The sequence below is a fragment of the Bacillus mojavensis genome, assembly GCF_012648005.1.
In the GTDB taxonomy this organism is placed as follows: domain Bacteria; phylum Bacillota; class Bacilli; order Bacillales; family Bacillaceae; genus Bacillus; species Bacillus mojavensis.
In genome coordinates this window covers 72,749-91,909 of record NZ_CP051464.1, presented here as the reverse complement: position 1 = coordinate 91,909, position 19,161 = coordinate 72,749, and the positions used below count along the sequence as shown (strand labels likewise).

The window sequence follows — 19,161 nt, the reverse complement described above, 5'->3', positions numbered from 1 at the left end:
TAATTGAATGTGATGTCTACTGTTATCTAGTTTTCAAAGAACACGTTTCGAAGGAATGATCCTTCAAAACTAAACAAGACAGGGAACGTTCTGTTTATAAGACCCAAGGTCTTATATTCCGTAAATATCCTTAGAAAGGAGGTGATCCAGCCGCACCTTCCGATACGGCTACCTTGTTACGACTTCACCCCAATCATCTGTCCCACCTTCGGCGGCTGGCTCCATAAAGGTTACCTCACCGACTTCGGGTGTTACAAACTCTCGTGGTGTGACGGGCGGTGTGTACAAGGCCCGGGAACGTATTCACCGCGGCATGCTGATCCGCGATTACTAGCGATTCCAGCTTCACGCAGTCGAGTTGCAGACTGCGATCCGAACTGAGAACAGATTTGTGGGATTGGCTTAACCTCGCGGTTTTGCTGCCCTTTGTTCTGTCCATTGTAGCACGTGTGTAGCCCAGGTCATAAGGGGCATGATGATTTGACGTCATCCCCACCTTCCTCCGGTTTGTCACCGGCAGTCACCTTAGAGTGCCCAACTGAATGCTGGCAACTAAGATCAAGGGTTGCGCTCGTTGCGGGACTTAACCCAACATCTCACGACACGAGCTGACGACAACCATGCACCACCTGTCACTCTGCCCCCGAAGGGGACGTCCTATCTCTAGGATTGTCAGAGGATGTCAAGACCTGGTAAGGTTCTTCGCGTTGCTTCGAATTAAACCACATGCTCCACCGCTTGTGCGGGCCCCCGTCAATTCCTTTGAGTTTCAGTCTTGCGACCGTACTCCCCAGGCGGAGTGCTTAATGCGTTAGCTGCAGCACTAAGGGGCGGAAACCCCCTAACACTTAGCACTCATCGTTTACGGCGTGGACTACCAGGGTATCTAATCCTGTTCGCTCCCCACGCTTTCGCTCCTCAGCGTCAGTTACAGACCAGAGAGTCGCCTTCGCCACTGGTGTTCCTCCACATCTCTACGCATTTCACCGCTACACGTGGAATTCCACTCTCCTCTTCTGCACTCAAGTTCCCCAGTTTCCAATGACCCTCCCCGGTTGAGCCGGGGGCTTTCACATCAGACTTAAGGAACCGCCTGCGAGCCCTTTACGCCCAATAATTCCGGACAACGCTTGCCACCTACGTATTACCGCGGCTGCTGGCACGTAGTTAGCCGTGGCTTTCTGGTTAGGTACCGTCAAGGTACCGCCCTATTCGAACGGTACTTGTTCTTCCCTAACAACAGAGCTTTACGATCCGAAAACCTTCATCACTCACGCGGCGTTGCTCCGTCAGACTTTCGTCCATTGCGGAAGATTCCCTACTGCTGCCTCCCGTAGGAGTCTGGGCCGTGTCTCAGTCCCAGTGTGGCCGATCACCCTCTCAGGTCGGCTACGCATCGTTGCCTTGGTGAGCCGTTACCTCACCAACTAGCTAATGCGCCGCGGGTCCATCTGTAAGTGGTAGCCGAAGCCACCTTTTATGTTTGAACCATGCGGTTCAAACAAGCATCCGGTATTAGCCCCGGTTTCCCGGAGTTATCCCAGTCTTACAGGCAGGTTACCCACGTGTTACTCACCCGTCCGCCGCTAACATCAGGGAGCAAGCTCCCATCTGTCCGCTCGACTTGCATGTATTAGGCACGCCGCCAGCGTTCGTCCTGAGCCAGGATCAAACTCTCCGATAAAGTAGTTTGACTGACTACGCACATCGCTGTGCGATTTATTTAAAACTTGAATTAACAGGTACGTTTTGTCTTGTTTAGTTTTCAAAGATCATTTTGTCACTTCGTTTAAGCGACTTTATTATTATAACTCTTTGTCTTATTGAAGTCAATAACTTTTTTTGAAGTTATTTTTTTGTCATCGCCTTGTTTAGCGGCAACGAATAATAATATACCACCTTGTAAATAATAGTGCAATAGTTTTTTGAAGAAAAAACAAAGGAATTATAAAAGAGCGTCATCCTTCTATTAGCAAGGTTGACGCTCTTTAACATTAGCGCTGTCTCATTTGCGGGAATAACAGTACATCTCGGATCGAAGGAGCATTCGTAAGCAGCATGACGAGGCGATCGATCCCGATGCCTAAGCCTCCTGTTGGCGGCATGCCATACTCCAGTGCTTCAACGAAGTCTTCATCCATTAAATGAGCTTCATCATTACCCTCTTCTCGTTCTTTTAATTGGGCTTCAAAACGCTCTCTTTGATCAATAGGGTCATTTAGCTCTGTGAATGCATTTGCATGCTCACGGCCTACGATAAACAGCTCAAAACGGTCTGTGAAGCGCGGGTCCTCTGGATTTTTCTTAGCAAGAGGAGAAATTTCTACTGGATGCCCATATATAAACGTCGGCTGGATAAGCGTTTCCTCGATTTTTTGTTCGAAGAATTCATTTATAATATGGCCCACTGTCATAGAATCTTTAATCTCTACACCATGCTCTTTTGCATATTCACGGGCCTGCTCAACAGTTACCTCTTCCCAGAAGTCAACGCCTGTCGCTTCTTTGACTGCGTCAACCATATGGATTCTTTTCCACTCAGGTTTCAGTTCGATTTGCTCTTCTCCATATTGGATTGTCGTCGTGCCAAGCACTTCTTGTGCGATATGTGCGACAAGGTTTTCAGTTAAGCTCATGATATCTTTATAGTCAGCATACGCTTCATATAATTCAATCATTGTGAATTCTGGGTTATGGCGTGTAGAGACGCCTTCATTACGGAAAACACGGCCGATTTCATATACTTTTTCTAAACCGCCGACAATCAAGCGTTTCAGATGCAGTTCAATCGCAATACGCATGTAGAGCGGAATATCTAAAGCATTATGATGGGTAATGAACGGACGCGCGGAGGCTCCCCCTGGAATGCTGTGCATAGTTGGTGTTTCTACTTCTAAGTATCCGTGATCATCAAGGTATCTTCTCATCGCTTGAATGATCTTGCTTCGTGTGATGAACGTATGTTTGCTGTCCGGATTTACGATAAGATCCAGGTAGCGTTGACGGTAGCGCTGCTCAACGTCTTTTAAACCATGATATTTATCCGGCAGCGGACGAAGCGCTTTTGTCAGCAAATCAAATGATGTTGCTTTTACAGACAGTTCGCCTACATTTGTTTTGAACACTTTTCCGGTTACGCCGATAAGGTCACCAAGGTCGGAAGATTTAAAGATTTCATATTGGTCGTCACCGACACTGTCTTTTCTTACGTAGATTTGAATTTGACCTTCTAAATCCTGAAGGTGCGCGAAGCCGGCTTTTCCTTTACCGCGCTTTGTCATCATACGGCCTGCGATTGTGACTTCAATCGCTTTTTCTTCTAACTCTTCTTTCGTTAGATTTTGATATGCCGCAATAATTTGCTCAGATTGATGAGTTCTTTCAAAACGTGCGCCGAATGGATCTATACCGTTTTCTCTCATCTGATTCATTTTGTCGCGTCTGACTTGCAGCTGGTCGTTTAATTCTTCATGATTATGCTCTTCTTGACTCATCGTTATCACTCCATTACAGATATTGTCTCATGAAAAAAGCAGAAAAACTGCCAGCATAAAACTGGCAGTGAGCAGCAAATAGAGGTGAGTATTATCCTACTTTTGCGTCTTGAAGCCCTTTTGCCTCAACTTCAGCAGTAAATGCATCTAAAAGCTGTACAAGCTCTTCTCTTGTCTCGCAATGATTGATTCCATTCCGAACCTCCGCATTGCCTCTTACGCCTTTCAGATACCACGCAGCATGTTTTCTCATTTCTCTTACCGCTACATTTTCACCTTTTAAGTTAATCAAGCGGTCAAGATGCAGTTTGCATACCGCCATTTTTTCACGTACTTGCGGCTCTTCTTTTAATTCACCTGTTTCAAGGTATTGAACTGTACGGTAAATCATCCACGGATTGCCCAGTGCGGCGCGACCGATCATGACACCGTCCACTCCTGTTTCATCAAGCATACGCTTAGCATCCTGCGGCGTCTTGACATCACCGTTTCCAATGACCGGAATCGATACAGACTGTTTTACTTCTTTGATAATATCCCAGTTTGCAGTTCCTTCGTACATCTGCACTCTTGTACGGCCATGAAGCGCAACTGCTTTTCCGCCCGCACGCTCAACAGCCTGTGCGTTTTTCACGGCGAAAATGTGGTCTTCATCCCAGCCCATTCTCATTTTCACTGTAACTGGTTTATCAACGGCATCTACTACTGCAGCAACCATTTCGTAAATCTTATCAGGATCCAGAAGCCATTTCGCTCCCGCATCGCATTTTGTAATCTTGGGTACCGGGCATCCCATGTTAATATCAATGATATCAGCAGTTGTGTTCTGGTCTACAAACTTCGCCGCTTCCACAAGGGTTTCCTTTTTTCCTCCGAAGATTTGAAGGCTGAGCGGTTTTTCACGTTCATCGATATAAAGCATACCCATTGTTTTGGCATTGTTGTAAAGGATCGCTTTGTCGCTGACCATTTCAGCGCATACCAATCCGGCTCCGAATTCCTTTACAGTCAATCTGAATGCTGAGTTGCAGACACCAGCCATAGGGGCCAGCACAACCGGATTTTTCAATTGAATATCACCGATTTTAAACATTTTTCCCCTCCTTTCATTTGTTATTATTTTCTGGCGGCGCTAATTCGTCCGCGCTTATATTTAAAACATCTGCTGCGCTGTGAATAATTGCAGCTGACGGCAATCGGTTTCCGCGTTCAATTTCGCCGAGAATAGAAACTGATATACCTAATGCTTTTGCAAATCCTTCTTGAGTATAACCTTTCAGCTTTCTGAATGCACGAATTCGTCTACCCCAGATTTCTGCTTCCATACTCTTACACCTTCTTGGTCGGTTTCCGCGCTTTTTGCCTCTTTTTCAACCCACTTGCATATTTCCGCAAGCGGCGCAAGGACAAATAAACGCTCATACATTCTCGGATGCGGAACAATTAGTTGCTCTGTTTCAATATTTTCACGATTAAACAGTAAAATGTCAAGGTCTGCCGTCCTCGGACCCCATCTGACTTCTCTCGTCCTGCCCAATTCATTTTCTATATGCTGAGTTAGCTCAAGGAGCTGAAACGGATTCAGCGACGTCTCGATTTCAACTGCCATATTTAAAAATTCATCTTGGGCTTCGTATCCGACTGGGTCTGTTTCGTAAATAGAAGACACTTTCGTGACTGTTACTGCCTCATGGTGATGGAGCATCTCCACCGCTCGCCGTAAATACGTTTCTCTATCTCCAATATTAGATCCAAGTGCAATATAAGCGATATTGTTCATGATTTTTTTCTCGTGATTTCTATTGCTACTGATTTATAGTGGCCGGGAATGGGCGGATCTGGCTTAATCACTTTTACAGTACATTGCTGTACCCGATGAAATTTCTTCAGGACAGTGTCCGCAATACGTTCTGCCAGTGTTTCCACCAGTTTCACAGGCTCACCTTCGACGATATCTTTACATACATGGTAAAGCTCGGCATAGTTAATGGTTTGCTCAAGGTCGTCTGTTTGTCCCGCCTTGCTTAAATCCAATTCTGCAGTTAAATCGACTTTAAAACGCTGTCCGAGCTTGTTCTCCTCTTTGAACACACCGTGATAGCCGTAAAACTCCATGCCTTCTACGTAGACTTTATCCATGATGCATCCCTCCCTTGTTCAGCATTGCATCCATCATTTTTGCCATTCTTGCTATTTGTTTTACATCATGGACCCTCACAATGTCACAGCCCTTTTGAATGCCCAGACACACAGTTGCACCTGTGCCCTCAGCCCGCTCCTCAGGAGGAAGATCCAGCACACGGCCGATAAATCTTTTTCGGGAGGTTGCAAGGAGAACCGGATAGCCAAGTCCGCTGAAAACCTCTAGCTTGTTCATGGCTGCCAGATTATCGTGATAGTCCTTCGCAAAACCAATACCGGGATCGAGGATAATGTTCTTCTCCTCTACACCTGCTTCAACAGCAATCTTTACACTTTCCATTAAATCTGACAGCATATCCGGTATTAAGTCGTTGTAGTTTCTTTCTTTGCGGTTATGCATGAGAACGATTGGAACATTGTGTTCAGCTGCGACAGACGCCATTTTCGGATCATACTTTGCTCCCCAAATATCATTGATAATCGAAGCGCCGGCTTTAACAGCTTCATCGGCTACCGAAGCCTTGTACGTATCTACAGAGATCGGCACTGCCAGCTCTTTTGTAATCCGCTCAATCACAGGAATTACTCTGGCCATCTCTTCGTCCTCGGACACATATTCGGCGCCGGGTCTTGTCGATTCGCCTCCGATATCAATAATATGCGCACCGTTATCGATCATCTCTTTCGCGTGCAACAGGGCCTTGTCCAGGCTGTCATATTTTCCGCCATCCGAGAAAGAGTCAGGCGTTACGTTTAAAATACCCATCACCAGCGTCTTTTCTTGATATGATAATGCGCTGGGTTTGGTATGGATTACTTGTGTTTGGTCTATCGTTTGCTGCGCCATTCTCTTCCTCCCTGTCATGAATTCATGTTCTTTATTTCTTGATGGTATAGCGTTTGTAAAGCGGAAGTTATTTCTCCGTTTCTGCCCGGATAGGTCACTTCTTCTATTTGAGAGAACGGAATGATCTCAAGAACCGAGTTGGTCATCCATGCTTCATCTGCCGTCAAAAGGGCTTCAAGCTGGTAGCGGCCGGTTTTGACATCCATTCCTATTCTCTTAGCGTTCTCCATGACAAAACGTCTCGTGACGCCGTCAAGAATTCCGGTATCAAGTGATGGTGTATAGATACAGCTGCCTTTACTCCAGAAGACATTCGAAATGATGCCCTCTGCTACAGCACAATCCTCCGTTAAAAAGATCCCTTCAAACCGCGGATCATTTCCGATCTCCCGTTTCGCATACATATTATTTAGATAGTGATGAGATTTTAACCGGAACGGCCCCTCCGGTGTGTTTCTCCGTATCGACAAAACCTTCCCTTCTTTTTGCAAAGGAAGACTTTCTGGTTTTAGCTGGTTAACAAAACATAAGACAGTCGGCTTATCGTAAGTTTGAGCAGCGAAGCCTTTATCACTGATGCCGGCTGATATGTTCAGCCTGACGCGGGCATTGCCGTCTTTGATATCATTCAGCCCGAGCAGCTTGTCCAGCATCTCAATAACCTCTTGTTTTGTCACAGTGTACTCGATCTGCAGATCCTTAAGTGCGCGTTCAAGCCGTTCTAAATGCCAATCAAGCAGGAACGGTCGCCCTTCATAAAGCCTGAAAGTCTCAAAAACACCAATCCCATATAAAAAACCATGGTCAAAAGGAGAAAGAACTGCATCTTTCTCCTCTATGAATCGGCCGTTTACATATATCATCACGCAATGACTTCCTTGCGGTACGTTTCAATAAAATTTCTGAGCATTTCTTTTCCAAAGGAAGTCATAATAGACTCTGGATGAAATTGAACGCCTTCTATCGGAAGATCATTGTGCCGTATAGCCATGATTTCTCCCTCTTTCGTTTGTGCCGTTACTGTGAAACAGCTTGGCAGCGTTTCAGACTTTACGATCAGTGAGTGGTATCGTGTCGCCACAAGCGGGTTTTGCAAACCTTTAAAGATCGTCTTGCCGTCATGCTCGATTTCTGAGGTTTTTCCGTGCATCAGCCGCTCTGCTCTGACCACGTCTCCGCCAAACACCTGTGCGATAGACTGATGTCCGAGACATACCCCAAAAACGGGGATTTTGCCTGCGAAGTGTTTAATTGCTTCAAGGCTGATACCAGCTTCATCAGGACTGCACGGTCCGGGTGAAATCATTAAGAAATCCGGTGACAGCTCTTCAATTTGCTCTATTGTGATATCGTCATTGCGTTTTACAATCAGCTCTTCTCCAAGCTCGCCCAAATACTGCACTAAGTTGTACGTGAAAGAATCATAGTTATCAATCATTAAAATCATTTCTCTGCTCACCTCATCTAATTTTTGTCTCTACTTCGCTCAGCTCTAACGCCTTTTGCATCGCAAAAGCTTTTTTGAATGATTCTCTGTATTCATGCTTAGGGACAGAATCAATCACAACTCCTGCTCCGGATTGCATAAACGCCTGCCCTCCGGTTGCATAAATGGTTCGGATCACGATATTAAACTGAAGATCCTGATTATACCCAAACCACCCTATAGATCCAGTATAAAGCCCACGGCGTGTCGGCTCAAGTTCTTCTATAATTTCCATTGTCCTTACTTTAGGCGCACCTGTAATCGTCCCTCCAGGAAATACAGCATGAATAATATCGACAGCGTCGTATCCATCCTGCAGTTCACCTTGGACATTAGACACAATGTGCATGACGTGGGAGTATTTTTCAATTGCCATGAATTCATTAACCCGCACTGATCCGTAACGGGAAACTCTGCCCAGATCATTTCGTTCCAGATCAACCAGCATGACGTGCTCAGCGCGTTCTTTTTCATTATGGATCAATTCGTTTGCGAGCGCTTCATCTTCCTCATCCGTTTTCCCTCTGGAACGAGTGCCTGCGATCGGTCTTGTCTCTAACAGTTTGCCCTTTTTACTGACAAGAAGTTCAGGAGATCCGCAAATAATTTGGAAATCCGGTGTTTCTAAATATGCCATATACGGAGAAGGATTCACTTCTCTCAGCTTTTTGTAGATTTCATACGGGTGAGCAGACAGTGACTGCGACTGCCTGATCGATAGGTTAACTTGAAAAACATCTCCGCTTGCAATGTATTGCTTGATTTTCTCTACAGCCTGAGAAAAGCTTTCTTCAGTAAATGGCGCTGCAAAGGAACCGTCAGCTGTATATGTCATCTCTTGTAACGGCTCACCGGGAAGCTCAGTCAGCCACATATGTTCGAGCTGGGACAGCTTTTCGTCCGCTGATTCGTTCTCGTCATTCACATGGGTGACCAGCCAAAGAGATTGTTCTTCATGGTCATAGACGGCTATATCATCAAAGACAAGAAAATAGATATCAGGTGTCTCCAGGTCATCTAATGAGAGCATTTTGAAGTTTTCAATGTAGCGGGCGTAATCATAGCTGAGAAACCCGATTGCCCCGCCTTGAAAATCTGGGAGCTCGTGATCTGTTTCTGTTTCCAGCGTTTTAAACCAGCTGTGGAAGGCACGTAGTGGATCACCTTCTTCAAACAGCATCTCATCCCCATGCTTAATGGTTGTAATTCCGTCTTTTCCTTTTACAGTCGCAATTGGATCGAGACCGGCTATACTGTATCTGCCGCCTCTTGCACTTTCAAGAAGCACGTGCTGTTTTCTGGATTGTGAAAGTTTCTCATATTGTTGCAAGAATGAATCTTTTTGAAAAGGTACTTTTCTGCCTGCCGGTCTGCGTTGTGCCATTTATATCATTCCTCTGTTTTCTTATTCTGCTTTTTTTATTGTAAAGCAATATCATGAGTGAAAAAAGTGAATTTCTCTTCCAAGAATAAGATTCGTCACGGACACGGCATATTTGATGCACAAATAAAAAAACTCCCGGGCACCGGGAGTTTGTCGGATTTTTTAATCGAATTGATACAGCGGCGTACTCAAATAACGTTCGCCGTTACTCGGAATGATAGCTAATACTTTTTTGCCCTTTCCGAGTTTTTTCGCTACTTGAATAGCTGCATAAATGGCCGCACCTGATGAGATGCCTCCGAGGATTCCTTCTTCACGTGCAGCTCTGCGCGCATATTCAAATGCTTCTTCATTCTTCACAGGGTAGATTTCATCGTATACTTCAGTGTTTAAGATGTCAGGCACAAAGCCAGCTCCGATTCCCTGAATTTTGTGGGGGCCTGGTTTTCCTCCTGAAAGCACTGGGGAATCTGACGGTTCAACAGCGTAGATTTTAACGGAAGGATATGCTTCCTTCAGGACTTCACCCGCTCCTGTAATCGTTCCGCCTGTTCCAATTCCGGCTACAAATGCATCAAGCTGGTCATCACCGAATTGCTCAACAATTTCTTTACCTGTTGTTTGGCGATGGATTTCAGGGTTCGATGGATTGTTAAACTGCTGCGGCACGAAGTATCCGTGTTTTTCTGCAAGCTCTTCCGCTTTCTTAATGGCACCTTTCATGCCTTCCGCACCCGGCGTCAGCACAAGCTCAGCACCATATGCGCGAAGAAGGTTGCGGCGCTCCATGCTCATTGTGTCAGGCATAACCAAAATCGCTTTTAAACCTTTAGCTGCAGCAACCATTGCCAGCCCAATTCCTGTATTTCCGCTTGTCGGTTCAATGATTGTATCGCCAGCTTTTAATTTCCCTTCTTTTTCAGCGGCTTCAATCATCGCTAAACCGATACGGTCTTTTACACTGCTTCCAGGGTTCATGTATTCAAGCTTCAAATATACATCCGCACTGTTTTCATCAACAAGGCGATTTAATTTAACGATTGGCGTATTCCCAATTAATTCAGTAATGGAGTTTGCTACACGTACCATTCTCGACACCTCAATTTCCGACTATTTGTATTGGTATTATGTATATAATCTATCAATTTCAAAATTTTTTGTCAATCATTTAGTTCTTTTTTCCCCATAGAACCAAGACACGTCAGCTTCTTTCCAAAGCGATTTTACAGTGGCTTTATCACCTAACTGATCCATTGCGATCTGCCGTTTAATTTGATTCTTCACTTCTTCGTATGAGAACGTTCTCGCATTTAACTTTTCTTTCAGTTGAATTATCGCATAGCCGTTGTTTACCTTGATCGGTTCGTCTGACCATTCATCTTGTTTTAGTGTCTTTGCTTCTTCAATGTATGATGACGGAATGTTGTCTGATGCTTCAGTGACAAACCCTAAATCTCCGCCGTAAGGTGAGGTATATCTGTCTGTGGATCGTTCCGCCGCAACAGCTTCAAAGCTTGAGCCGCCTTCAAGCTCTTTTAAAACTTGTCTGGCTTCCTCTTCATCCTTTACAACAATATGCCGAATACGATACGAATCATCAAACTGATACAGCTCTTTATTTTGATTATAAAATGATTTCATTTCTGTTTTTGAAATATCAATATCCCTTGTTAATAATTCTTCAAGAAGTATATTATAGCGAATTTGGTCTTTCCACTCTTTTTCAGTTGTATGCTCGTCTTCGTAAAATGAATTGTTTACCGCCTTAATCAGCAGAAATTCCCGATCAATTTCGTTCTTAGACACTTTGAGATCGTTCTTTTTGGCAAGCTGCTCAACCACGCGGACATTGATCATATCTTCAAGTGTTGATTTGCCGTATTCATCTTCCATTTCCTTCAGCCATTCTTCTCTTGTGACGCTTTTGCCTCCAATAGTAGCAATGGACTCGTTGGACGGGGAAGCACTGGCTTGAGATTTCGTCAGTGTGTATGCTACCGCGATACAGCATATCAGCAGCGCGCCCCAAATGATTGTCCAGATTGTTCTTGATTTCAAATTTACTGTCAGCCCCTTTTCTTAAATTCAAAAAACCCGCTAAAGAGCTTAGCGGGTCGTTTGGTCTCGAAGCTCTTCCAGCTCTTCTTTTGTAAATAAGTACTTTTCATTACAAAAATGGCATACTGCTTCGGCTTGTCCATCTTCTTCTATCATATCTTGAATTTCTTTTTTGCCTAGTCCTAAAACGGCTGTTTCAAAACGCTCTTTTGAACAAGGGCAATGGAATTTAACAGGCATGTTCTCCAGAATCTCAGGCTTTTCTCCTAAGACTTCTTCCAAAATTTCTTCCGGTGTAAGCCCTTTTTGAATCAGTTTAGAAATAGGTTCTACTACAGATAGACGCTGTTCAATTTTTGTGATGGTTTCATCATCTGTTCCCGGAAGAAGCTGAAGAATAAAACCTCCTGCCGCCAAAATGGTATTGTCTGGGTTAACAAGCACGCCGACACCTACAGATGAAGGAACCTGCTCCGATGATACAAGATAGTACGTGAAATCTTCTCCCAGTTCTCCGGAAACAATTTCTACTTGTCCTGTGAAGAATTCGCGCAGGCCTAAATCTTTTACAACACTTAATGTTCCATCTGTTCCGACAGCGCGTCTGACATCCAGCTTGCCGTGTTCATTCAAGTCAAAATGAACATGCGGGTTTGAGACATATGCCCTGACTTCCCCTTTAGCATTCGCATCAGCAACAATCGCGCCGATTGGCCCGCCGCCTTCCACTTTCACTGTCAGCTTATCATCACCTTTCAGCATAGAACCAAGCATGAGTGAAGCTGTCATTGTACGGCCCAGTGCAGCGGATGCTGTCGGCCATGTGTCATGCCGTCTCTGCCCTTCATTCACCATATCAGTTGTCCTTGCAGCATATGCGCGAACTTTTCCGTCATATGCCAGTGCTTTTACTAAATAATCCATTACAAAACCTCCTATACACTTCCCACGCGGTTTCGTTCATAAATCAATTCCAGCCCTTTTAGGGTTAAGAATGGGTCAACGATGTCTATACAATCTGATTCGTTTGCGATTAATGGCGCAAGGCCGCCTGTCGCAATGACTTTCGGTTCTTGCTTTGCCTGCCATTTCATTCGTTTTACGATTCCTTCCACTTGGCCGACATAGCCAAATAAAATTCCTGATTGCATCGCGCTTACAGTGCTTTTTCCGATAATATTGTCAGGACGGGCGATTTCAATACGCGGAAGCTTTGCCGCACGCGAGTACAGCGCCTCTGTCGAAATTGTAATTCCTGGCGCAATCGCTCCGCCCATATATTGTTTGTTTTCATCGATATAACAGTACGTTGTGGCTGTACCAAAATCAACAACAATCAAAGGATTGCCGTATAAGTGGATTGCCGCAACAGCATTAACGATTCTGTCAGCTCCGACTTCTTTCGGATTGTCGTACTTTATATTTAAACCGGTTTTCATACCAGGACCGACAATTTGCGGTTCGATATGAAAGTATTTTGTGCACATTCTCTCTAACGAAAACATGATTGGCGGCACAACTGAAGAAATGATAATGCCTTCTATTTGTTCAAACATGAGACCGGAGTGATCAAATAAAGAGCGCAGAACCATCCCAAACTCATCTTCTGTTTTATGCCTGCTTGTTTCTATACGCCAGTGATATTCTAATTCACCATCATGATATACACCAAGTACAGTATTGGTGTTCCCCACATCAATAACAAGTAACAACCTCTATCACCACTTTTGAATAGTTTCTCTATCATTACTTTTACAAACATTCTACAATACAATACACGATCGGCGGCTCATTTGTAAACAAATCGATACCATGATTGGCTGATTGAAAAGACGGCAGCAGAGGCTGATTCACATAAAAAAACTGCCAGCGTCAGCCGGCAGTTTTTATCAGAAAGCGTTACTCTTTTGTATCGTCTTTCTTTTCTTCTGTTTTTGACAGAATGTTTACTTTGACATCATCGTTCTTCTCATCATCTGAGAACTTACGCTCAGGCAATGTTCCGTGATCGACAAGGTGTTTGATTTGTTCGGCATCCAGTGTTTCAACTTCCAGAAGCGTCTGAGCAATCAATTCAAGCTTGTCACGATTTTCTGTCAGGATTGTTTTCGCACGCTCGTAACACTCTTTGATAATGCGCTGAATTTCCTGATCAATTTCGTAGGCAATTTGATCACTGTAGTTTTGTTCGTTGTTGAAATCACGGCCTAGGAATACCTGGCCACCCTGAGACTGTCCAAATTGGAGCGGTCCCAGTTTCTCTGACATACCGAATTCTGTAACCATTCGTCTTGCAATATTCGTCGCACGCTGGAAGTCATTGTGTGCTCCTGTGCTGACTTCGCCAAAGATAATTTCTTCAGCAACACGTCCACCCAAGAGACCGACAATTTTATCAAGCAGCTCCGGCTTTGTCTGGAAGTAACGGTCTTCTCTTGGAAGCATAACTGCATAACCGCCAGCCTGACCCCGAGGAACAATCGTTACTTTATGAACCATATCAGCCTCATCTAAAACGAGTCCGATAACGGTGTGTCCGCCTTCATGATATGCCACGATATTGCGTTCTTTCTTCGAAATGACGCGGCTTTTCTTAGCTGGTCCGGCAATAACCCGGTCCGTAGCTTCATCAATGTCGCGAGCATCGATTTTTTTCTTATTTTGACGAGCCGCCACAAGAGCAGCTTCATTCAATAGGTTTTCTAAGTCAGCGCCTGAGAAACCAGGTGTTCTCATGGCAATCGATTTCAGGTTTACCGTTTCATCCAGCGGTTTGTTTCGCGCATGGACTTTCAATACAGCTTCACGTCCGATTACATCTGGGCGGTCTACTGTGATTTGACGGTCAAAACGTCCCGGACGGAGTAAGGCTGGGTCCAAGATGTCCGCACGGTTCGTTGCGGCAATGATGATAATTCCTTCATTGGCACTGAATCCGTCCATTTCAACAAGCAATTGGTTGAGCGTCTGTTCACGTTCATCGTGTCCGCCGCCGAGACCCGCTCCACGCTGGCGTCCGACTGCGTCAATCTCATCAATGAAGATCAAACAAGGCGCATTCTTTTTCGCGTTTTCGAACAAGTCACGCACACGGGAAGCACCGACACCTACAAACATTTCAACGAAATCAGATCCGCTGATGCTGAAGAATGGCACACCGGCTTCACCGGCTGATGCTCTTGCAAGAAGTGTTTTACCGGTACCCGGAGGTCCGACTAAAAGCACACCTTTAGGAATTCTTGCGCCAAGCTCGGCAAACTTGCGGGGATCTTTTAGAAATTCAACAACTTCCACGAGTTCTTGTTTCTCCTCGTCTGCCCCTGCAACGTCTTTAAATTTGACGCGTTTCTTTTCCTCTGTATATAGCTTCGCCTTACTCTTACCAAAGTTCATGACACGGCTGCCGCCGCCTTGAGCTTGATTGAGCAGGAAGAAGAACAGAATAAAGATAATGACAAATGGAATGATGGTCGTCAGGAACGTCACCCATCCGCTTGTTTCTTGAGCGGGATCAACCTTTACATCTGTCTTTTTTAAAGCATTAAAGATCTGGTCTGCTCCCTTTCCTTCAGGAACATGAGTCAAAAAGTATTGATCCTTGTCGTAATTTTTCAGCTGTCCTTTTACCTCATAAACACCTCTGACAGGCTGAACCGACACGCTATCAACTTTCCCGTCATCCAGGTTTTTGATGAACGTGCTGTACGACATATTTTCTGTTTTCGGATTTGAGGTCTGGAAGTAGCTCACAACCCCGATTACTACTAATAAAATAAGTAAATAAAAAATGGTATTACGGAAGACCCGATTCATTCCTTACCTCCTCCCACAGTAAGCACAACTATGTTCAATAGTACCATAGAAAATCATTCCAATACAACCAATAACCATCTCGGAAGCAGGCTGCCGATCAGCTTTCATAAACTGCCGGTTTTAACACTCCGATATAAGGCAGATTGCGATAGCGCTCAGCATAATCAAGTCCGTAACCCACTACAAACGCGTCTGGAACTTTAAAGCCGACGAAGTCTGCTTTAATGTCCGCTTTTCTTCCGCTTGGTTTATCCAAAAGGGTAACAATCTTAATTGATTTTGCTTTACGGTATCGGAAGAGCTCTACTAGATAACTTAAGGTTAACCCACTGTCGATAATATCTTCAATAATTAAGATGTCCCGGCCCTCTACAGATGTATCCAAATCTTTAATGATTTTTACTTCTCCAGATGAAACCGTGGAATTTCCGTAGCTTGATACATCCATGAAATCCATTTCCAAATATGTATCAATATGTTTCAGAAGATCCGCCATAAAAGGAAGAGCTCCTTTTAATACACCAATTGCCAACGGAAATTTATCTTGATACTCGCTTGTTAAGTCTGCACCTAACTCTTTTACTTTCTCTTGTATCTCTTCCTCTGAGATCAGAACTGTTTCAATATCATGTTTCATCATGATTATGCTTGCCCCCTACACTTTTCATGCTGTCTATATTGTAATACAATGCGGTCACTGTTTGGAATCACAAGATCTTCAAAAATGGATTTTTTCAAGCCCGGTATCCAGATAATTTCACCGCTTGCATCCGTCACAACCGGCCAGTTGTCTCTTTCTTGCAGAGGCAATTTTTTATCAATAAATATATCCTTTACCTTTTTCGAGCCGTTCATCCCTTTTAGTTTTATCCGATCGCCGGCTTTTCTTGTCCGGATCGTTAAGGGAAATCTCACCTTATCTTGACTTGTAATAAAAACTGAATTCCCGTGTCCTTCAAGAGATTCCGCGTTACGCTTTGCCTCTATCAGAAATCCGTTTGGAAGCAATGCCGTCTCATCGGCAGCTCCGCTTATTTGATATTCAAAGGGAACATTATTGCACTGCCATTGTTCAAATGTAAACAAACATGTCTGATATGATTTGACCACCTTCAGTCCTTTCGGAAAGTCCAGTACACCTGAAGGACCGCCCTTATCCGCCCAATTCAAGAACTGCTGAATATGATGAGCTGAAAAGGATGATGGAACGTTTTCATAAAGATAGTTTAATATTAGTTGAACTCCTCTTCTTTGTAAAGGCATCGGGAGGGCAAGCAATTGAGAGGAATTGATTTCAACTGATATTTTAGACTGGCTTGTGATTACTTTATTCATTTCTTCTTTCGTTAATGACTGTAAGAATTGCTCATCTTCAGTCAGTGCTTCGCTTACTTTCTGAAACCTTTTATGCACATCCGGTGATTCTTGTTTCAAAAAAGGGAGCACTGCTTTTCTGAATCTGTTTCTAGTGTAATCATCTTTGGCGTTGCTTTCGTCCGTCCGGTAGCTCAAAGCGTTTTCATGGCAATAATGAAGGATCTCTTCTTTTGTAATGGCTAGAAATGGTCTGATAATCCGTCCCGTTTCAAACCGCCTTACCGGCTGCATGCCGGCTAGTCCAGCTCCGAGTGTGCCTTTGGCCAGTCTCATAAGCATTGTTTCAACCTGATCATCTCCATGATGAGCAAGTGCAAGATAATCCGCTTGATGCTTGGACATCACTTCCTTTAAAAACTGATATCGGCAATCACGGGCAGCTGCCTGCTTATTGAGACCGTTTTTCTCAGCATACGCAGTTACATTGATTTGAGCCGTTTCACATTTGATCTGTTCAGCCTCACAATACGCTTGGACAAAACGCATGTCTTCCTCAGATTGCGCCCCTCTGAACCGGTGGTCAACATGAGCTGCAATCACATTGGCTGAACGGCCGTATAACGCATGAAGCACGTGAAGGAGAGCCATCGAATCCGGACCGCCGGAAACGCCTACAATAATTGTCGCCCCTTTTAACGTAAGATTGTGTTTGATAAAAAAATCTTTGACACTGTTCACAATGTCCTCCTCACAATGAGCAGGTATTTTAAAGATATTCATATCCTATCACTTTCAATCCTTCCAAGCAAAGAAGAAGCATGGGTATTGCAGATTGCGGCTATCAAATAAGGAAAAAGATAATGTAAGCGAAATAAAGCGCCAAAACACTGATTACGATAAGAGCCGTTTCGAATAACCCTCGGGACTTCGAGCCTTTCTTTTTAGGTGCATATCTCGTCTGTGTAACTTTTCCCTGGCGCATATTTTGCTGTCTTTGTCTTGAGATAGATTGCGTCGGAGTTGGTTTTTTTCCAGCTTGTTTTCTTTGCACTGCCTTTTGCCCTGCTGCGAGCATCTCCCTTTTCATCTCGTCAGCGGAATCATAATAGCCATTCAGAGCAGCAACAAGCACTTTTTTATACTTACGCAGCACCGGACTGCCTTCGATTAAAGTTTGCAGCTGTTCCTTTGGCTGGCTTGTTTTTTTGAATTCCTTTTTATGTACACAGTTGATCATAATCATAGCAACCGCAAACAAGTCGTAAGAGGGCTCTGCTTTTCTTGTCCCATACCCCCAATATCCTCTGTCGTAAAACTCGGTATACTCTTTTATTGCCCGGCCCTCCTTGGTTGTTCCCCCTACATCTATGCAGCGGATTCTTGCCGGCGGGCCAGTGACAATCAGATTATCCGGCTTAAGGTCGCCGAATATCCATCCTTGCTGATGAAGCACGGATAAGCTGGTTAACAGCTGAATCATCAAAACCGGAATCCATTCTGCTCCTTTGTCACTGACAAATTGTAAAAGCAATGGGCCTTTTATGTATTCCATTGCATAAAACGAAACCTTTGTATTAGCGCTGGGAATAAAGGCATCATCAGTGTCAAAAAAAGAAGGCCCCATCGTTACGGACTGGGCCTTTGAAAAAGATTTTAAGACATTCACTTCAGAAGTAATAGACAGGCTGTCATCACTTACCTTTAAGGCAACATGTCCATCTGATGCTTCTGCCAAATACACAATTCCATTGGCCCCTTTTCCAAGCTGTTTACGCAATGTGTAAGTATTTCCATTCCACTTGCCTTTCACTCTCGTTCCCGGCTTGAGGCTACATGCCAAACTCGTCAAAGTGTCGTTCATCATCTGCCAGCATGCTCCTTCTTGAGCGGATTTTTTCGAATTGCTGTGTTGCTTCACGAATCGCCGGACCTGTCGGCGTGATGCCGCCTGTCGATAGCTTCGCAAAGAGTGTGGAAAGAGATTGCAGCTTCGGTGTCCAATTTAGCACAAGCTCGACCTCTTGTTTTTTCCCGGGAAATATACACATCGCAAATTCGTTATTCCCAATTCGGGAGTTAAGACTCACAGACAAGTCAATCAGTGCTTCTTTCACTGTAGGGAGCTTTGGCGCCATACTAGCGCTTGTATCAACGAGAACCAAAACCTGAAGGTGCACCGTTTCTCCCAGTTCATCTACCACTTCCATGACTTCGCCGCGTTTTTCCGGAGAAAGCTCCTCCATTTCCACATTCTTTCCTAGGATTTGCTTCAGTTCTTGATTCACCACCCCTTGCAGGGTTTGCGTCATTGCTTTTTTTGTTACCATCTGAACCGTTTGCGAAAGCTGTGACGCATAGACGACCTGATGCACGCCGCCTCCAGCAAGCGCAATCCCTTCGACTTCTTTCATAGCCTCTTGGTCAATTTTGTTTTCTTCCATTATACCTATGACATTTACTGTAATCCCTTGCTCTTTAGCAAAAGCAGCCATAGCAAGCGGGTCTTCACCGTGATTTGAGCAGCCATCCGTTATCAGCAGAATTTGATTCAAACGTCCGTTGTTCACATTCATTCCTCCTGGAGAATACGATGATTCTCAGATTCATATAGTTCCATCTT

The 19,161-nt window shown here is 44.4% G+C and carries 18 protein-coding genes and 1 rRNA gene; all 19 read right to left on the bottom strand.

The annotated features are described in order from the left end of the window. Positions 1-134: 134 nt before the first annotated feature. Positions 135-1,684 (bottom strand): 16S ribosomal RNA (locus HC660_RS00485). Between the two features lie 310 nt (positions 1,685-1,994). After that, on the bottom strand, positions 1,995-3,494 hold the full coding sequence (gene lysS, locus HC660_RS00480; protein WP_010332730.1) for a lysine--tRNA ligase: 1,500 nt from the start codon (positions 3,492-3,494) through the stop codon (positions 1,995-1,997). A 91-nt stretch (positions 3,495-3,585) separates the two neighbouring features. Beyond that, positions 3,586-4,587, bottom strand: a complete 1,002-nt coding sequence (gene dusB / locus HC660_RS00475; protein WP_010332729.1) for a tRNA dihydrouridine synthase DusB — start codon at positions 4,585-4,587, stop codon at positions 3,586-3,588. Between the two features lie 13 nt (positions 4,588-4,600). Further along, a complete protein-coding gene (locus tag HC660_RS00470) occupies positions 4,601-4,819 on the bottom strand; it encodes a helix-turn-helix domain-containing protein (protein ID WP_010332728.1) in 219 nt (72 codons plus the stop codon). Then, positions 4,771-5,274, bottom strand: a complete 504-nt coding sequence (gene folK / locus HC660_RS00465; RefSeq protein WP_168746770.1) for a 2-amino-4-hydroxy-6-hydroxymethyldihydropteridine diphosphokinase — start codon at positions 5,272-5,274, stop codon at positions 4,771-4,773. The genes HC660_RS00470 and folK overlap by 49 nt, the downstream gene beginning before the upstream one ends. After that, positions 5,271-5,633 (bottom strand): dihydroneopterin aldolase, encoded by a 363-nt coding sequence (folB, locus tag HC660_RS00460; RefSeq protein ID WP_010332726.1) that lies wholly within the window; start codon positions 5,631-5,633, stop codon positions 5,271-5,273. Before folB ends, folK begins: the two co-directional genes overlap by 4 nt. Beyond that, complete coding sequence (gene folP, locus HC660_RS00455; RefSeq protein ID WP_168746769.1) at positions 5,626-6,483, bottom strand: dihydropteroate synthase; 858 nt, start codon at positions 6,481-6,483, stop codon at positions 5,626-5,628. Before folP ends, folB begins: the two co-directional genes overlap by 8 nt. Positions 6,484-6,497: 14 nt before the next feature. After that, the gene (pabC, locus tag HC660_RS00450) at positions 6,498-7,346 is read right to left on the bottom strand and encodes an aminodeoxychorismate lyase (RefSeq protein WP_168749335.1); all 849 of its coding nucleotides are present in this window, start codon (positions 7,344-7,346) and stop codon (positions 6,498-6,500) included. Next, positions 7,346-7,930 (bottom strand): aminodeoxychorismate/anthranilate synthase component II, encoded by a 585-nt coding sequence (pabA, locus tag HC660_RS00445; RefSeq protein WP_168746768.1) that lies wholly within the window; start codon positions 7,928-7,930, stop codon positions 7,346-7,348. Before pabA ends, pabC begins: the two co-directional genes overlap by 1 nt. Positions 7,931-7,943: 13 nt before the next feature. Further along, positions 7,944-9,353: an anthranilate synthase component I family protein gene (locus tag HC660_RS00440; RefSeq protein WP_168746767.1), complete on the bottom strand. Its 1,410-nt coding sequence runs from the start codon at positions 9,351-9,353 to the stop codon at positions 7,944-7,946. Positions 9,354-9,515: 162 nt separating this feature from the next. Beyond that, positions 9,516-10,442 (bottom strand): cysteine synthase A, encoded by a 927-nt coding sequence (gene cysK / locus HC660_RS00435; protein ID WP_168746766.1) that lies wholly within the window; start codon positions 10,440-10,442, stop codon positions 9,516-9,518. Between the two features lie 75 nt (positions 10,443-10,517). Further along, a complete protein-coding gene (locus tag HC660_RS00430; protein ID WP_168746765.1) occupies positions 10,518-11,411 on the bottom strand; it encodes a peptidyl-prolyl cis-trans isomerase in 894 nt (297 codons plus the stop codon). A gap of 48 nt (positions 11,412-11,459) precedes the next feature. After that, positions 11,460-12,335 carry a redox-regulated molecular chaperone HslO gene (hslO, locus tag HC660_RS00425; RefSeq protein WP_010332719.1) on the bottom strand — a complete coding sequence of 292 codons (876 nt, stop codon included), beginning with the start codon at positions 12,333-12,335 and terminating at the stop codon, positions 11,460-11,462. 11 nt (positions 12,336-12,346) lie between these two features. Continuing rightward, positions 12,347-13,123 carry a type III pantothenate kinase gene (locus HC660_RS00420; protein ID WP_010332718.1) on the bottom strand — a complete coding sequence of 259 codons (777 nt, stop codon included), beginning with the start codon at positions 13,121-13,123 and terminating at the stop codon, positions 12,347-12,349. A gap of 187 nt (positions 13,124-13,310) precedes the next feature. Further along, complete coding sequence (gene ftsH, locus HC660_RS00415; RefSeq protein WP_010332717.1) at positions 13,311-15,224, bottom strand: ATP-dependent zinc metalloprotease FtsH; 1,914 nt, start codon at positions 15,222-15,224, stop codon at positions 13,311-13,313. Positions 15,225-15,321: 97 nt separating this feature from the next. After that, on the bottom strand, positions 15,322-15,864 hold the full coding sequence (gene hpt, locus HC660_RS00410) for a hypoxanthine phosphoribosyltransferase (RefSeq protein WP_010332716.1): 543 nt from the start codon (positions 15,862-15,864) through the stop codon (positions 15,322-15,324). 2 nt (positions 15,865-15,866) lie between these two features. After that, positions 15,867-17,279: a tRNA lysidine(34) synthetase TilS gene (gene tilS / locus HC660_RS00405; RefSeq protein ID WP_168746764.1), complete on the bottom strand. Its 1,413-nt coding sequence runs from the start codon at positions 17,277-17,279 to the stop codon at positions 15,867-15,869. A 103-nt stretch (positions 17,280-17,382) separates the two neighbouring features. Next, positions 17,383-18,405 carry a serine/threonine protein kinase PrkT gene (locus tag HC660_RS00400; protein ID WP_168746763.1) on the bottom strand — a complete coding sequence of 341 codons (1,023 nt, stop codon included), beginning with the start codon at positions 18,403-18,405 and terminating at the stop codon, positions 17,383-17,385. Next, the gene (locus tag HC660_RS00395; RefSeq protein ID WP_010332713.1) at positions 18,371-19,108 is read right to left on the bottom strand and encodes a vWA domain-containing protein; all 738 of its coding nucleotides are present in this window, start codon (positions 19,106-19,108) and stop codon (positions 18,371-18,373) included. Before HC660_RS00395 ends, HC660_RS00400 begins: the two co-directional genes overlap by 35 nt. Between the last annotated feature and the right edge of the window lie 53 nt (positions 19,109-19,161).

Coding starts and splice junctions, on each gene's coding strand:
- pabA (WP_168746768.1), bottom strand. CDS start 7,930: ATGATTTTAATGATTGATAACTATGATTCTTTCACGTACAACTTAGTG.
- HC660_RS00400 (WP_168746763.1), bottom strand. CDS start 18,405: ATGATGAACGACACTTTGACGAGTTTGGCATGTAGCCTCAAGCCGGGA.
- cysK (WP_168746766.1), bottom strand. CDS start 10,442: ATGGTACGTGTAGCAAACTCCATTACTGAATTAATTGGGAATACGCCA.
- HC660_RS00470 (WP_010332728.1), bottom strand. CDS start 4,819: ATGGAAGCAGAAATCTGGGGTAGACGAATTCGTGCATTCAGAAAGCTG.
- folK (WP_168746770.1), bottom strand. CDS start 5,274: ATGAACAATATCGCTTATATTGCACTTGGATCTAATATTGGAGATAGA.
- ftsH (WP_010332717.1), bottom strand. CDS start 15,224: ATGAATCGGGTCTTCCGTAATACCATTTTTTATTTACTTATTTTATTA.
- hpt (WP_010332716.1), bottom strand. CDS start 15,864: ATGATGAAACATGATATTGAAACAGTTCTGATCTCAGAGGAAGAGATA.
- folP (WP_168746769.1), bottom strand. CDS start 6,483: ATGGCGCAGCAAACGATAGACCAAACACAAGTAATCCATACCAAACCC.
- folB (WP_010332726.1), bottom strand. CDS start 5,633: ATGGATAAAGTCTACGTAGAAGGCATGGAGTTTTACGGCTATCACGGT.
- dusB (WP_010332729.1), bottom strand. CDS start 4,587: ATGTTTAAAATCGGTGATATTCAATTGAAAAATCCGGTTGTGCTGGCC.
- HC660_RS00440 (WP_168746767.1), bottom strand. CDS start 9,353: ATGGCACAACGCAGACCGGCAGGCAGAAAAGTACCTTTTCAAAAAGAT.
- pabC (WP_168749335.1), bottom strand. CDS start 7,346: ATGATATATGTAAACGGCCGATTCATAGAGGAGAAAGATGCAGTTCTT.
- hslO (WP_010332719.1), bottom strand. CDS start 12,335: ATGGATTATTTAGTAAAAGCACTGGCATATGACGGAAAAGTTCGCGCA.
- lysS (WP_010332730.1), bottom strand. CDS start 3,494: ATGAGTCAAGAAGAGCATAATCATGAAGAATTAAACGACCAGCTGCAA.